The following is a 14,746-nucleotide window of genomic DNA, read 5'->3' as shown; positions in this document are numbered from 1 at the left end:
TGAGCATGGGCACGAAACGGGAACAGGCTTGATTCGGACCGGCATGAACAGGCTGCGGCAGCGTGTTGCGAACAGCGGGGGCGAAGCGGTGGAGACGGCGCTGAACGGGGGCCGCCTCGTCTGCGATCCGTCCGGCGTCCTTTACGCGCCCGAGGAGCGGCTTCTCGTCGTCTCCGACCTTCACCTGGAGAAGAGCGCGGCTTTCGCGCGGCGCGGCATGTTGCTGCCGCCCTACGACACGGCCGCCACGCTTGCGCTTCTCGGCTCGGCGCTGGCGCGCTACCAGCCGGCGCGGGTCGTGTGCCTCGGCGACAGCTTCCACGACCGGCCCGGCGCGGCGCTGATGCCCCTGCCCTTCCGCGAGACCCTCGTCTCGCTCATGGCCGGGCGGGAATGGATCTGGATCACGGGGAACCACGACCCCGAGCCGCCGGCCTTCCTGGGCGGCGAGACGCGCGAGGAGGTTCGCATCGGCCCCTTCGTGTTCCGCCACGAGCCGAGCCCTTTTGCGCGCATGGGCGAGGTGGCGGGCCATCTCCACCCTTTCGCGCGCGTGGCCGGCAACGGGCGCTCGGTGCGCGGCGCCTGCTTCGCCTCGGACGGCTCGCGCATGGTGATGCCCTCCTTCGGCGTGACGACCGGCGGGCTCAACGTGCTGGACCGGGCCTTCGCCGGCCTCTTCGCGGTGGAGCGGGCCGTCGCGCATGTGATCGGGCGCACGCGCGTCTACCCGATCTCGTTCTCGTCATTGTGCCGATGAGGGCTCAGTCGCGCTTGAAGAGGATGCGCCCGAACCAGCCGACAAGGAAGGCCAGCGCCACGGCGATCAGCCCGTAGGCGAGGCCGTTGCTGGCGGCGTAGTTGGAGATCCGGCTTTCGAAGCCCGTCTTGCGCACCCACAGGTCCTGGCTTCGATTGCGCAGGAAGGCCCCTTCCCTGAACAGGAAGGCGCGCACGACATGGCGCCCCACGGGCAGGTCGGCCGGCAGGGTCAGATTGGCCCGGAACAGCGTGTTCGACACGAACTGGATGGTGCCGTGGGTGGATTGGTAAAGCCCCGATTCGGCGCGTAGCCGGTTCAGTGCGGCCACATATTCGGCGCGCTCAATGTCCCCGGACTCGACACGGTTGAAGGGCAGGTTCGAAGCACCGACCGAGAGCTGCTGCAACGTCTCGCGGGGGGCGACGTCGCGCAAGGGGCGCGTGGCGGAGACCGAATAGGAGACGGGCACGTCCGAAAAGCGCTCCGCCCCGCGATTGATCCAGAGGCCGAGGAAGCGGCTCCGTTCGCGCACCACCAGCGGCCGGCGCGGCCCCTCCAGAACCACGACGATATCGTAGCGGCCCTGGCGCAGGATGCGCTGGTCGGCATTGTCGAGCGCGCCGAAGACCACGAGCTGCGAGCCGGCGAAATTGGTGCCCACCGAGATCACGTCCGTCGAAAGGCCGATCTCGAAGGTCTCGGCCTCCTGCGCGCGGGCGGGCGCGAGCGCAACGAGGAGCGCGGCGAGAAGCGCGGCGAGCCGGCGCCTCACAGCTCCTCGCCCGTCGAAAGCGTGATCGAGAACAGCTCGTCCGGCATGGTCACGAGCTCGAACAGGAGTCTCACCGCCACCGAGAGCACCAGGAGGGCGAGCAGCGCGCGCAGTTGGTCGCCGCGCAGCTTGCGGCCGGCCTCCGCCCCGAACTGCGCGCCCAGCACGCCGCCGATCATCAGGAGGAAGGCGAGGAGCACGTCGATCGTCTGGTTCGTCGCCGCCTGCAGCACGGTCGTCACCGCGGCGGTGAACATCACCTGCACCAGCGAGGTGCCCACCACGACGCTGGTGGGCACGCGCAGGAGGTAGATCATGGCCGGCACCATGATGAAGCCGCCGCCCACCCCCATGACGGCCGCCAGCACGCCGATGAAGAAGCCGAGCCCGAGGACCGGAATGGCCGAGACGTAGAGCTTGGAGCGCTTGAAACGCACCTTCAGCGGCAGCCGGTGCACCCAGTTGTGGTGGCCCGGGCGCTTGACCTCGCCGGAGCCGCCGGCATGGACGCGGCGCATCGCCTGCACGCTCTCCACCATCATCAGCCCGCCGACGACGCCCAGCATGACGACGTAGAGAAGCGACACGGCAAGATCGAGCTGGCCGAAGCGGCGCAGAACCGTGAAAAGATAGACGCCCGCGACAGAGCCCGCCGCGCCCCCCGCAAGCAGCATTCCCGCCAGCTTGAAATCCACCGTGCCGCGCTTGAAATGGGCGAGCGCCCCGGAGAAGGAGGAGGCGATCACCTGGTTGGCGCCCGTGGCCACGGCGATGGCGGGCGGGATGTTGTAGAAGATCAGCAGCGGCGTGATGAGGAAGCCCCCGCCGACCCCGAACAGGCCCGAGAGGAAACCCACCGCCGCGCCCATGCCGACGAGCACGAAGACGTTCACCGACATCTCGGCGATGGGAAGATAAAGATTCACGCGGCTCTCGTCCCCGATACCGACATGCAAGCCGGGACAAGAAAAAAGGGGTGCGAACCGTCATGGCCCGAACCCCTTTTGCAAGTCAAACCCAAAGCGCGGGAATGGTGAACCGGCGCGTGTATTCTCACCCCGACGCCGGTCCGATCGACCGGAAACCGTGTCAGACGTTGCGCTCGAGAAGCTCGCGGATCAGCGCCTCGTCGATCTCGCCGCTCTCGGGCATTCCGTTGTCCTTCTGGAAAGCGCGCACGGCCTGCGTCGTCCGCTCTCCGACGATCCCGTCCGGAACCCCGGCGTCGTAGCCGAGCTTGGCGAGGATCGCCTGGACGTTGCGGATCGCCCGCGTCATGTCGACCGAGGCGGTCGTCTGCGGCTCGCCGGCCCATTCGGACGGGATGTCCACGGCGTTCGCCGCCTCCACCCGCTCGGTCGGCGTCCAGGCCGCGATCTCCTCGTCGAGCGCGGCCAGCTCCTCGCCGTTCAGCGCTTTGGCCACTTCCTGGGCCTTGGCAAGCGCATCCGCGTCACCGGCCCGGCCGACGATCTGGAACCATTTGTAGGACTGGCCGAGATCCTGCGCCACGCCCGCGCCGCGCGCATGGAGAATGCCCAGATTGTACTGGCTGTCGCGCATGCCCCGCTCGGCCGCCTCGACGAACCATCTGGCCGCCGTCTCCGGCTCCGAACGACCGTCTATACCCGTGGCGTAGAGCACCGCGAGATTATGCATGGCGCGCACATTGCCCGCCTCGGCGGCCAGCGTGTACCAGTCCCTCGCCGCCGTGGCGTTGCGGTCCACGCCGTTGCCTTTTTCGAACAGCGTGCCGAGGCTGTACTGCGCCGGCGCGAAGCCGAGGGCGGCCGAATGGGCGAACCAGTCCAGCGCCTCGGCCGGACGCGGCGTTCCCGTGCGGCCCTCCAGAAGGCGCAGTCCAATCTCGAAGATCGCGCGCGGGTCTCCCCCTTCGGCAGCGGCCACCAGGGGCGTGGTGCCGATGGCCGAAGGCGCGGCCGGCAGGTCGCCCCGCGCCGATCCGGGAAGCTTTTCCAAAGCCGCGAGCAGGAGCGACGCATCCGGGGCGCCCGGCGCCTCGGCGGTCGCTGCCTCGGCGTTCGCGGGCTGGGTCTGCGCGGCGGGGTCCAGCCGCTCCTCCGCCAGTTCGACGGCGGGCGTCGCGGACCCGGACGCCCCCTCCTCCGGCGCGGAGGCCGGCAGCACCGCCGGAGCCTCGGCAACCGGGGGTGCGGCCGGTTCGGCCTGCGGCACGGGTTCCGGCTGCGTGGCGGAGACGACCGAGGATTGCGTCTCGGAGGCGGAGGCCGGCTCGGAGGTGGCGGGCTCGGCCGGCTGGGGGAGCGAGGGAACGGCGGACACCACGATGTCGTCCGCAGGTGCCTGCGCCACCCGTTCCTCCAGGAAGCTGCGCCCGAGCGGCATGGCCATCAGCGCCAGCAGGACCGCGCCGACGGCCATGAGGATCGGCTTGCGGTGCCGGCCCGTGCCCTTGGGGGCGGGGCCCTCCTCGCCGGGCGCGCTGCTCAGCGTCTCGGCCTCGGCCGCTGCGGCAAGCGCCGCCTTGCGGGCGGCGGCGATGAAGTCCGCCTTGGCCACCGGCTCGGCATCGCCCTTTCCGCTCTGCTGCTGGCGTACGCGTTCCAGGAGGGAAGCGATGTCGGGCGCGCCGGAACCGGGCTCCAGCGGGCGGTTGGCCTCGCGCGAGAAGATGCTGTCGGCGGCGTCGATCGAGGGCGTATCGGCCAGCTCGGCGCGCGCGGGCGCCTCCGCATCGCCGGCCTGCGCCTTGTCCGCGCGCAGGCGGTCGGCCGGGTTGGGCGCCGCGCTTGCCGTGCCTCGCCCGCCGAAGTGCCGGGCGATCGCCGCCCTGAGCCCGCGCGCCTCGCCGGGTGCCTCGTCCGCCGGCGCGCTGGCCCGCACGAAGGGCGCGTCGAGCGCGACCGACGCCGTGTCGAGAACGGGCTCCGGCTCGCTGACGCGCGTGGGCGCCGCCACGACGGGCGCGGCGGCGGGAGCCGGCTGGGGGGCAGCGCCGCCGCCCGCCATCTCCTTCTCGATGGTCGTCAGCCGCTCGACGATCTTCAGAAGCGTCGCATGGACGGCTTCGAAGACCTGGATGGAACGGTCGTCGGTCTGGCGGCAAAGGGCCTCCAGGCTGCGAAGATCCTCCGAAAGGCTGAGCACGTGCTCGCCCTCGCGGCGCGCGCCGTCCTCGCGCATCTGGCGCACCGCCTCGTCGGCGGCGGCCCGCGCGGCGGTCATCACATCGGCGCGGCCCGCCTCGAGGCGCTCCTCGATGGCGGCCAGGCGCTGGCCGAGCGCCGGGTCGGCCTCGGATGCGCCGGAAAGGGGCAGGCTCTGCGACAATTGTTCGGCCAGCCGCCCGATCTGCGCTTCCAGCGAGCGCACGACCTCGTCGTCCACGCGCGCGGCGGCGGCCTCCTCCAGCCTGTCCGAGAGCGCGGACAGGCGCGCCTCGAACGCCTCGTTCGTCCCGGTCGGTTGCTCGATCTGCGCGATCGCCGTCTCGATCCGCGCCGAAAAGGCCCGCATATGCGCCTCGACGGCATCCATGCGCGGCTCGGCGCTCATAGCTTCGATGCGGGCGGAGAGTTCGGCGACTCGCTCGGCCAGTCCCTCCGGCGCATCCTGCGCGGCCTGCTTCTCGAGGCGGGCGGCCAGATCGGCCACCCGCGCCTCGATCCGCTCGATCGGCGCCATGTCGAAGGCGGCCTCGCCCCGCGTCGCGGAGGCCACCAGCGCTTCGGAAATCTCGTCCAGCCGCTCTTCCAGGATCACGAAATGCTCGAGATCGGCATCGTCCACCCGCGCCGCGAGCGCCTCGATGCCTTCGCCGAGCGCGCGGATGCGCCCTTCCAGCCGCTCGATCCCGAAGATGTCGGGCAGCGCGACCAGCGCCTCCTCGATCTGCTCGAGCCGCCCGGAGAGGCGGCCGAGCGCCTCGTCCATACGCCCGGAGAGCGCGTCCATGCGCGCGCCGTCCGGCCCGCCCACCGCGCCAAGCGCGTCGATGCGCTCGCGCAGCGTGTCCAGCTCGTCCTTCAGAAGGCGGGTGAAATGCTCCTGCGTCTCTCCGCGCACAGTATCCAGATAACGCGATTCGAACTCGACCCAGCGGCTTTCCACCGCGCGGATCTGCTCCTCGCTCGCCAGGGCGCCGACGGAGAGGCGCAGCCGTTCCAGCTCGGCATTGAGGTCGCGCTTGGCCGCGCCGTCCAGCTCCACATGCTTCGACAGCCGGGCCTCGAACTCGTCCCAGCGCTTGTTGACGGCGGCCACCGTATCCTGGCGCGCCATCTCGCCGACGAGATGCGAGACGCGGTCGATCTCCCCCCGAAGCTGGTCGAGGGCGTCGCGGTCGACGCTCTCGGCCTGCATGGCGGACAGGCGGTCGAGGATAGAGGCGATCTCGCCCGCCTGCGGTCCGCCCTGCCCCTGCGAGCCGACGAGCGCCCGCAATTCCTCGAAGGAGGTGCGCAGCGCCTCGAAACCGGCCTCGTCGCGACCGCTCATGGTCTGCCGGATCTCGGCCTTGAGAACCTGAAGCTCCTCGGCCACGCCGCTGATGAGCTGGAGCGTCTGGCCCTGGAGCTGGAGCTGCTCCACCTCGCCGGCGATGGTGCCGAAGCGGCGGTCGAGCGCGGGCGAGGACGCCTTGCGCCGACGCGGTTTCTTCGCGCCCGGCGCCTGGGGCGGGGCGGCGGCGTCGATGGCGATGCCGGAGGAAGCCTCGAGCCCGGAACGGGAGGCGGCGATGCGCTGCTCGATCATCTTGCGCAGGCGCTCGGCGGCCGGCGCGCCGGGCGTCTCCGGCACGGCGCTCAGCGTCTCGGGAACATCGGAGCCACCGCGCGCTTCCACCGTATCAGGGTGCACATGCGAGAGGCGTCCCAGACGCGCTTCCAGATCTTCCAGGGTCCGGGTCAACGACGACATGGAATCGCCGTCGGATGAACGGTCGACTGCCTCGGTCCGGGAATTCCTGTCGCGTGCGGTCATACGTTTCCCTCGAACGGCGGCGCGGCGCCGGAGCGCGCCCTTCCTGGCCGGCCGGAAGAAGGATTACGAAGCCTTAATCCGGCCGTGGCTTGTTTACGTTCTAGAAAGGGAACCGGGACCGAGGCTGGATTTGACAGGCACCAGCCTTGCACCAGTCTAGAGATAGCTAAATGATCTGCTCGAAGAGCCTCGGTACTCTAGGGGCGAATCGGTCTGGAACTGCGAGGACTTCCCCCGGCCGTTTGAAATGCGCGGATACCCCATGAAGCAAGCCACCGTTGCCCAGCGAACCGACAGGGACGACCTCATCAGCGAGATCGATCGCCTTCTCGGCATCCGGACCGACGCCGATCACGAGAAGGAGATCTTCAAGATCGGCGATCTGGCCCGTGAATTCGACATGACGTTGCGCAGCCTGCGCTTCTATGAGGATCGCGGCCTTCTGAACCCGCAGAGGCAGGGCACGACGCGCCTCTACACGCGGCGCGACAGGATGCGCCTGCGGCTGATCCTGCTTGCCAAGCTTCTGGGCTTCTCGCTCACCGAAGCCAAGCAGATGATCGAGATCTACGACCAGCCGGACGGCCCCCGGCGCCAGCTCCAGGTGGCGCTGGAACGCTTCGAGGAGCAGCAGACCATCCTGCTCGAACAAAAGCGCGAGATCGAACAATCGCTCAAGGCCATGGAGACCTCGCTGGCGCTGGTGAAGCGCGAGCTGTCCAAGCGCAAGGGCTGAGCGCCCCTCTCAGCCCTCCCCGGCTCCCGGCTCCCGGCTCCCGGCTCCCGGCTCCGATATGGTCCACGGCCGTCTTGCGCCTTGCGCGCAAGACGGCCGGTTGGTATCTGTCGGCAGAATTACGTTTACGCAAACGTCAATCGACCGGGCGCATGCCCGTTCGGAGGAGGAAGTCCCATGCCGGTCTATCAAGCCCCCGTCGCCGACACGCTCTTCGTTCTGAACGATCTTCTGCGGATCGCGCGCTACGACAACCTGCCCGGCTTCTCGGATGCCTCGGCGGATGTGGTGGAGGCGATCCTCGGCGAGGGCGGCAAGTTCGCCTCCGAGGTGTTCCACCCGCTCAACCAGATCGGCGATCGCGAGGGTTGCAAGCGGGCCGAGGACGGCTCCGTGGCCACCCCGCAGGGCTTCAAGGCGGCCTACGACCAGTTCCGAGAGGCGGGCTGGGGCGGGCTTTCGGCCGATCCGGCCTATGGCGGACAGGGTCTTCCGCATGTGCTGGCGGCTTCGGTCAACGAGTTCATGTCCTCGGCGAACATGGCCTTCGCCATGTATCCGGGGCTGACCCGCGGGGCCATCGCGGCCATCCAGCAGCACGGCTCGCCCGAGCAGAAGGAGGCCTATCTGCCGCGGATGATCGAGGGTTCGTGGACCGGCACGATGAACCTCACCGAGCCGCATTGCGGCACGGATCTCGGACTCCTGCGCACCCGCGCCACCCCGCAGGCGGACGGCAGCTACAGGATATCGGGCCAGAAGATCTTCATCTCGGCGGGCGAGCACGACCTCTCCGACAACATCATCCATCTGGTGCTGGCGCGCATCGACGGGGCGCCGGAGGGCACCAAGGGCATCTCGCTCTTCATCGTGCCGAAATTCCTGCCGGACGATGCCGGCGAGGCGGGCGGGCGCAACGGCGTGAGCTGCGGCGCCATCGAGGAGAAGATGGGCATCCACGGCAACGCCACCTGCGTCATGAACTACGACGAGGCGACGGGCTACCTCATCGGCGAGGCGCACAAGGGCCTTCGCGCCATGTTCACGATGATGAACGAGGCGCGGCTCGGTGTCGGCATCCAGGGTCTGGCCATCTCCGAGATCGCTTACCAGAACGCCGTGACCTACGCCAAGGACCGCCTCCAGGGCCGCGCCCTCTCCGGGCCCAAGGCCAGGGACAAGGCGGCCGATCCCCTTATCGTCCATCCGGATATCCGCCGGATGCTGATGACGATGCGCGCGGTCAACGAGGCGGGCCGGGCGCTCGTTCTCTACACGGCGCTGAAGGGCGACCTGTCGCATCTGGCCGAGGACGAGGCGGCGCGGCAGGCGGCGGACGACTGGATGGGCCTGCTCACGCCGGTCATCAAGGGCGTTCTGACCGACAAGGGCTTCGAGAACGCGGTGATGGCGCAGCAGGTCTATGGCGGCCACGGCTACATCGCCGAATGGGGCATGGAGCAGTTCGTGCGCGACGCGCGCATCGCGCAGATCTACGAGGGCGCGAACGGCATCCAGGCGCTCGATCTCGTGGGCCGCAAGCTCGGCCTCAATGGCGGGCGCGCCATCCAGGCCTTCTTCGCCGAGGTCGGCAAGTTCGCCGAGGAGAACCGCTCCGACGAGGCGCTGGCCCCCTACACCAAGGGGATCAAGAAGGGCCTGAACGACCTCCAGCAGGCCACCATGTGGCTGATGCAGAACGCCATGGCCAAGCCCGACCATGCGGGCGCGGCTTCCAACGACTACATGCACCTCTTCGGCCTCGTCGCGCTCGGCTACATGTGGGGCCTTTCGGTGAAGGCCGCGCAGGAGAAGCTGGCGGCCGGAGACGGCGACGAGGCGTTCCTCAAGGCCAAGCTCGTGACGGGCAAATTCTTCATGGAGCGCCTGATGCCGGAGACGGCGGCGCATCTGGCCCGCATCTCCTCGGGCGCCGATTCGATGATGGCGCTGGACGCCGAGGCCTTCTGAGGCGGACGGGCCGGGCGCGCCCTTGAGAGAGCGCCCGGCCACCTCATATGCGACGACATCAAAGGGAGAGAAACATGGCCGAGGCCTATATCTACGACCACGTTCGCACGCCGCGCGGTCGCGGCAAGAAGGACGGCTCGCTCCACGAGGTGCCCGCCGTGCGCCTCGGCGCCAAGGTTCTGGAGGCGCTTCGGGCACGCAACGGGATCGACACGGCACGGGTGGACGACATCATCTTCGGCTGCGTCGATCCGGTGGGCGAAGCGGGCTCCGTCATCCCGCGCGCCTCGGCCTTCGAGGCCGGATACGCCTTCTCCGCGCCCGGCATCCAGATTTCGCGCTTCTGCGCGTCGGGCCTCGACGCCATCAATCTGGGGGCGGCCAAGATCGCGCAAGGGGCGGACGACCTCGTCATCGCGGGCGGCGTGGAATCCATGTCGCGCGTGGGCATGGGCATGTCCGGCGGCGCGTGGATCATGGACCCCTCGGTCGGCATCCCCTCCTATTTCATGCCGCAGGGCGTCTCGGCCGACCTCATCGCCACGAAATACGGCTTCTCGCGCGACGACGTGGACGCCTATGCGGTGGAAAGCCAGAAGCGCGCCGCCAAAAGCTGGGAAGAAGGCCGGTTCGCCCGCTCGGTCGTGCCGGTGAAGGACCAGAACGGCCTCACCATCCTCGACCGCGACGAGCACATGCGCCCTGCCACCGACATGCAGTCGCTGGGCTCGCTCAACGCCTCCTTCGCCATGCATGGCGAGATGGGCGGCTATGACGCGGTGGGCATCCAGGCCCATCCCGAGCTTGAAGCGGTGAACCACGTCCATCACGCCGGCAATTCGTCCGGCATCGTGGACGGCGCGGGCGCCGTGCTCCTGGGCTCCCGGGAAGGCGGCGCGATCCTCGGCGCCAAGCCGCGCGCGCGCATCCGCGCCTTCGCCAATATCGGCTCGGACCCCGCTTTGATGCTGACCGGCCCGGTGGACGTGACGGAGAAACTCCTGAAGCGCGCCGGGATGCAGCTTTCCGATATCGACCTGTTCGAACTGAACGAGGCCTTCGCGGCGGTCGTCCTTCGCTATCTTCAGGCCTTCGAGATCGATCCGGACCAGATGAACGTCAATGGCGGCGCCATCGCCATGGGCCATCCGCTGGGCGCCACGGGGGCGATGATCCTCGGCACGGTGCTGGACGAGCTGGAGCGGCAGAACAAGACCACGGCCCTCGTCACGCTCTGCATCGGAGCGGGCATGGGCACGGCGACGATCATCGAACGCGTCTGAGGGAGAAGACGGATGGCTTACAGGAACTTCACGCTCTCGCGGGACGAGGACGGGATCGCCGTCGTCACCTGGGACATGAGCGACCGCTCGATGAACGTGTTCACCGAGGAGGTGCTGCGCGAGATCGACGCCTTCGTGGACGAACTGACGGCCGACGAGGCGGTCAAGGGCGTCGTCATCACCTCCGGCAAGAAGGGCTCCTTCACCGGCGGCGCCGACCTCAAGATGCTGCGCGGCATGTTCGACGCCTACGAGGCCAAGCTCGCGGAGAACCGCGAGGCCGCCGTGGCCGAGCTGTTCGAGCGCTGCGGCGAGATGGGGCGCATCTGGCGCAAGCTCGAAACCTCGGGCAAGCCCTATGTCGCGGCCATCAACGGCACCTGCATGGGCGGTGGCTTCGAGCTGGCGCTGGCGTGCCACGGGCGCGTGGCGGCCAAGGACGCCAAGATGGGCCTGCCGGAGGTGAAGGTCGGCATCTTCCCCGGCGCCGGGGGCACGCAGCGCGTGCCGCGCATGGCCGACACGCAAAGCGCGCTTCAGATGCTGCTCCAGGGGCAGACGCTCACGGCCGACAAGGCCAAGCGCATGAAGCTGATCGACGAGGTGGTGGCCGGCGAGGACGAGCTGGTGGCCAAGGCCAGGGAGATGCTGAAGGCGGGCCTCAAGCCGGTGAAGCCGTGGGACGAGAAGGGCTTCAAGCTGCCGTCCGGGCCGGTCTACTCGGCGGCGGGCGCGCAGGTCTGGCCGGCGGTGGCCTCGCTCTACCGCAAGGAGACCTACGACAATTACCCTGGCGCGCGCGCCATCGTGAAATGCGTCTATGAGGGGCTTCTCGTGCCGATGGACACGGCGCTGAAGATCGAGCAGCGCTATTTCGCCCACGTGCTCCAGACCACCGAAGCCGCGATGATGATCCGCTCGCTCTTCGTCTCGATGCAGGAGCTGAACAAGGGCGCGCGGCGCCCCGCCGGCGTGCCCGCGGCCAGGCTCGGGAAGGTCGCCGTCATCGGCGCGGGCTTCATGGGGGCGGGCATCGCCTATGTCTCTGCCAGGGCCGGGCTCGACGTGGTCCTCATCGACCGCGACCAGGAGGCGGCCGACAAGGGCCGCGCGCATTCCCGGACGCTGATGGAGGGCCTCGTCAAGAAGGGCCGCGCGACGAAGGAGGATGCGGAGGCGCTTCTGGCCAAGATCACCGCCACGCCCGACTATTCGGCGCTGTCCGACGTCGATCTGGTGGTGGAAGCGGTGTTCGAGGACCGCAAGGTCAAGGCGGACGTCATCGCGCGCGCGGCGGCGGCGATGAAGGAAGGCGCGATCTTCGCTTCCAACACCTCCACCATCCCGATCACCAGCCTTGCCGGCAGCTTCCCCGATACGAAGCGCTTCATCGGCATTCACTTCTTTTCACCCGTCGATCGGATGATGCTGACGGAGGTGATCCTCGGCGAGGAGACGGGCGACGAGGCGCTGGCGACCGCGCTCGATTTCGTGCGCGCGATCCGGAAAACGCCGATCGTCGTCAACGACACGCGCGGCTTCTTCGCCAACCGCTGCGTGCTGCGCTACATCTCGGAAGCCTACGACATGCTCGTGGAGGGCGTGCCTGCCCCGATGATCGAGAACGCCGCGCGGGCGGCCGGCATGCCGGTCGGCCCGCTGGCGCTCAACGACGAGGTCGCCATCGACCTCTCCCAGAAGATCATGAAGGCGACCATCGCCGACGAGGGAGAGGCCGCGGTGAACCCGCAGCACTTCCAGCTCGTGAACCGGCTGGTCGAGGAAGGCCGGATCGGGCGCAAGGGCGGCAAGGGGTTCTACGACTATCCTGAAAAGCCCGCCAGGAAGCATCTCTGGTCCGGCCTCAAGGCCCTCTTCCCGCAGAAGAAGGCCGAAGAGGTGGATTACGCGGAGTTGCAGCAGCGCTTCCTCGTGACCATGGCGCTGGAGGCGGCCCGCACGATGGAGGAAGGTGTGGTGGTGGACCCGCGCGAGGCCGATGTCGGCTCGATCCTCGGCTTCGGCTACGCGCCTTATACCGGGGGCACCATCTCCTATATCGACGGCATGGGCGCCAAGGCCTTCGTGGCGATGTGCGAGGCGCTGGAAGCCCGCTACGGCGAGCGCTTCGCCCCCACGCCGCTCCTGCGCGAAATGGCCGCGAGCGGAGACAGCTTCTACAAGCGCTTCGCCCCGAAGACCGCGCAGGCGGCCTGAGGCGGACCGACGTCAAAGGGCCGGTGGAGCGATCCACCGGCCCTTTTTTCAGAGCCGGCGCCGCTTGCGCTTGATGAAGCTGCGCTTCTCGGGGGTCGGCTCGTGGACCTTGGCGGTGGACTGGCCGATCGTATCGGCCACGCGCGCGCCGCGCGCGCCCAGCGGCCGGTCGCCCGCCTTCGTCGTGTCACGCGCGGTCTGGTGCTCCATCTCGGCGTTGATCTCGGCCCCGACGATGAAGATCATCGACGAGATCCAGACCCACATCATGAAGCCGATGACCGCACCGAGCGAGCCGTACATCGCGCCGTAATTGGCGAAGTTCTGGAGATACCAGGAGAACCCGATGGAGGCGACGAGCCAGACGGCGGCGGTCAGCACCGCCCCCAGCATCACCCAGCGCCATTGCGCGCGGGTGCGGCTCGGGCCGAAGCGGTAGATCAGCGCGATGGCGAGCACGATGAAGGCAAACGCCGCCGGCCAGCGCCCCAGGAGGACCAGCTCATCGGTGAAGCTCTGCGCGCCGACAAGCGCCATGACCGCGGGGATGATGCCAACCGCGACGAGCATGACCGTGGCCAGCAGGATGCCGCCGATGGTGAAGCAGAAGGCGACCGCGTTCAGCTTGATGAAGCTGCGATCCTCCTGCTCGCCATAGGCGACGTTCATCGCCTCGAACAGCGTCTTCACCCCGTTGTTCGCGCTCCACATGGCAAAGAGCAGGCCCGTGACGAAGGTCAGGGAGAGGGATGCCGGGTCCTGGGATATCAGCGTCTCGAGCTGCGCCGTCAGGAGGTCGGTCCCCGCCTGCGGCAGGAACTGGCCGATGAAGGCGATGTGGTCCGCAATGGTGTTGGGGTCCGCCACGTAGCCATAGGCGGAGACGAAGACCGCAAAAGTCGGGAAAAGGGCCAGAAGCAGATAGAAGGTCGCCCCTGCCGCGATCAGCATGATGCGATCCTCGAAGAAGGAGACGTAGAGCCTCGCGGCGATGTCCTTCCAGCCGGCGGGAGGAATATCGAACGGCCCGGCCGCATCCCGCCCCCTGCCCGGCTCGCTGGCGCGCCGGCGCATCTCGTCGGTCGTGGAGGGGGTGAAGCGGAGACTTTTATCCGCCATGAGGGACTTCCTCTGCGTGGACGCTCGAACAGACGTGGGAAAACACACCCGATCCAGTGCCCCCCACGATCCAATGCCACATTAACGCCGAAGTTCCGCCACGCCAGTGGCTGCTTGCGACAAGGTTTATATTCCTCTAGAGTTTTCGTGCAGGAGCGCAGCCCGAGCGATGGGCCTCGCGCATCGGGAAGGCCAAGGCCGATGCTGTCGCATGAGCGGATCTGGAGCGCGATAGACGCCCTGGCGGCCCGCCACGGCCTTTCGCCGTCGGGGCTGGCGCGGCGCGCGGGGCTCGATCCCACCACCTTCAACAAATCGAAGCGGCTGGCGGCGGACGGGCGGGCGCGCTGGCCCTCCACCGAATCGCTTTCGAAGATTCTGGACGCGACGGGAACGCGGCTGGAGAGCTTCACCGACCTCGTCGCGCCCCCGCCCGACCCTCGCCTCCTGCAAGGCGGCCGCACGGTGCCGCTGCTCGGCTTCGCGGAGGCCGGCTCGAACGGTTTCTTCGACGATGCCGGCTTTCCCGCCGGACAGGGGTGGGACGAGATCGAGCTGCCCCCCGGCACGAACGAGCCGGTTTATGCGCTGGAGGTGTCCGGCCAGTCGATGATGCCGCTCTACCGCGACGGCGACACCGTGATCGTCGCGCCCGGCGCGCCGGTGCGGCGGGGCGACCGGGTGGTCGCGCGCACGCGCGATGGCGAAGTGATGGTAAAGGTGCTCCAGCGCCGCACCGCACGCACCATCGAGCTGGCCTCCGTCAATCCCGATTATCCCGACCGGCAGTTCGCGGTGGAGGAGATCGAGTGGATCGCCCGCATCCTCTGGGCCAGCCAATAGCCTTTCCCGACGCTGTCCGCGCATCATCTTCCATGGCATGGGACTGGGCGTGATCCCATGTCGGCGAGGCAGGTGAG

At 68.6% G+C, this 14,746-nt stretch carries 10 protein-coding genes; 6 read left to right on the top strand and 4 right to left on the bottom strand.

The annotated features are described in order from the left end of the window. The first annotated feature begins 43 nt into the window (after nucleotides 1–43). Nucleotides 44–760 carry a ligase-associated DNA damage response endonuclease PdeM gene (gene pdeM, locus J7654_RS10690; protein WP_209735915.1) on the top strand — a complete coding sequence of 239 codons (717 nt, stop codon included), beginning with the start codon at nucleotides 44–46 and terminating at the stop codon, nucleotides 758–760. 4 nt (nucleotides 761–764) lie between these two features. Here the strand turns inward: pdeM and J7654_RS10685 are convergent, their stop codons facing one another. The 3 genes from J7654_RS10685 to J7654_RS10675 form a co-directional block, all read right to left on the bottom strand. Continuing rightward, the gene (locus J7654_RS10685; protein ID WP_209735914.1) at nucleotides 765–1,535 is read right to left on the bottom strand and encodes a TIGR02186 family protein; all 771 of its coding nucleotides are present in this window, start codon (nucleotides 1,533–1,535) and stop codon (nucleotides 765–767) included. After that, nucleotides 1,532–2,461 (bottom strand): sulfite exporter TauE/SafE family protein, encoded by a 930-nt coding sequence (locus J7654_RS10680; protein WP_209735912.1) that lies wholly within the window; start codon nucleotides 2,459–2,461, stop codon nucleotides 1,532–1,534. The genes J7654_RS10685 and J7654_RS10680 overlap by 4 nt, the downstream gene beginning before the upstream one ends. 163 nt (nucleotides 2,462–2,624) lie before the next feature. After that, entirely contained in the window at nucleotides 2,625–6,437 is a 3,813-nt protein-coding gene (locus tag J7654_RS10675) for a peptidoglycan-binding protein (protein WP_209735911.1), read from the bottom strand. A gap of 325 nt (nucleotides 6,438–6,762) precedes the next feature. Here J7654_RS10675 and J7654_RS10670 point away from each other — a divergent pair, with 325 nt between their 5' ends. The 4 genes from J7654_RS10670 (at nucleotide 6,763) to J7654_RS10655 (ending at nucleotide 12,707) form a co-directional block, all read left to right on the top strand. After that, nucleotides 6,763–7,236, top strand: coding sequence for a MerR family transcriptional regulator (locus J7654_RS10670; RefSeq protein WP_245195463.1), 474 nt, complete (start codon nucleotides 6,763–6,765; stop codon nucleotides 7,234–7,236). A gap of 177 nt (nucleotides 7,237–7,413) precedes the next feature. Next, the gene (locus tag J7654_RS10665) at nucleotides 7,414–9,207 is read left to right on the top strand and encodes an acyl-CoA dehydrogenase C-terminal domain-containing protein (RefSeq protein ID WP_209735908.1); all 1,794 of its coding nucleotides are present in this window, start codon (nucleotides 7,414–7,416) and stop codon (nucleotides 9,205–9,207) included. A 74-nt stretch (nucleotides 9,208–9,281) separates the two neighbouring features. Further along, nucleotides 9,282–10,490 (top strand): acetyl-CoA C-acetyltransferase, encoded by a 1,209-nt coding sequence (locus J7654_RS10660; RefSeq protein ID WP_209735906.1) that lies wholly within the window; start codon nucleotides 9,282–9,284, stop codon nucleotides 10,488–10,490. Nucleotides 10,491–10,502: 12 nt separating this feature from the next. Further along, complete coding sequence (locus J7654_RS10655; protein ID WP_209735905.1) at nucleotides 10,503–12,707, top strand: FAD-dependent oxidoreductase; 2,205 nt, start codon at nucleotides 10,503–10,505, stop codon at nucleotides 12,705–12,707. Nucleotides 12,708–12,755: 48 nt separating this feature from the next. On the opposite strand, the gene J7654_RS10650 is transcribed toward J7654_RS10655, so the two are convergent. Further along, nucleotides 12,756–13,826 (bottom strand): YihY/virulence factor BrkB family protein, encoded by a 1,071-nt coding sequence (locus J7654_RS10650; RefSeq protein WP_209735904.1) that lies wholly within the window; start codon nucleotides 13,824–13,826, stop codon nucleotides 12,756–12,758. Between the two features lie 201 nt (nucleotides 13,827–14,027). On the opposite strand from J7654_RS10650, the gene J7654_RS10645 reads away from it, so the two are divergent. Then, nucleotides 14,028–14,669, top strand: coding sequence for a S24 family peptidase (locus J7654_RS10645; RefSeq protein WP_209735902.1), 642 nt, complete (start codon nucleotides 14,028–14,030; stop codon nucleotides 14,667–14,669). Nucleotides 14,670–14,746 lie beyond the last annotated feature (77 nt).

Source organism: Aureimonas populi (assembly GCF_017815515.1).
Classification (GTDB): Bacteria; Pseudomonadota; Alphaproteobacteria; order Rhizobiales; family Rhizobiaceae; genus Aureimonas; species Aureimonas populi.
This window is presented reverse-complemented; position numbering and strand designations above follow the sequence as displayed.

Bases quoted from the DNA above. Each gene is read 5' to 3' on its own strand.
- pdeM (WP_209735915.1), top strand. From the start codon at position 44: ATGAACAGGCTGCGGCAGCGTGTTGCGAACAGCGGGGGCGAAGCGGTG.
- J7654_RS10675 (WP_209735911.1), bottom strand. From the start codon at position 6,437: ATGTCGTCGTTGACCCGGACCCTGGAAGATCTGGAAGCGCGTCTGGGA.
- J7654_RS10670 (WP_245195463.1), top strand. From the start codon at position 6,763: ATGAAGCAAGCCACCGTTGCCCAGCGAACCGACAGGGACGACCTCATC.
- J7654_RS10665 (WP_209735908.1), top strand. From the start codon at position 7,414: ATGCCGGTCTATCAAGCCCCCGTCGCCGACACGCTCTTCGTTCTGAAC.
- J7654_RS10660 (WP_209735906.1), top strand. From the start codon at position 9,282: ATGGCCGAGGCCTATATCTACGACCACGTTCGCACGCCGCGCGGTCGC.
- J7654_RS10655 (WP_209735905.1), top strand. From the start codon at position 10,503: ATGGCTTACAGGAACTTCACGCTCTCGCGGGACGAGGACGGGATCGCC.
- J7654_RS10650 (WP_209735904.1), bottom strand. From the start codon at position 13,826: ATGGCGGATAAAAGTCTCCGCTTCACCCCCTCCACGACCGACGAGATG.
- J7654_RS10645 (WP_209735902.1), top strand. From the start codon at position 14,028: ATGCTGTCGCATGAGCGGATCTGGAGCGCGATAGACGCCCTGGCGGCC.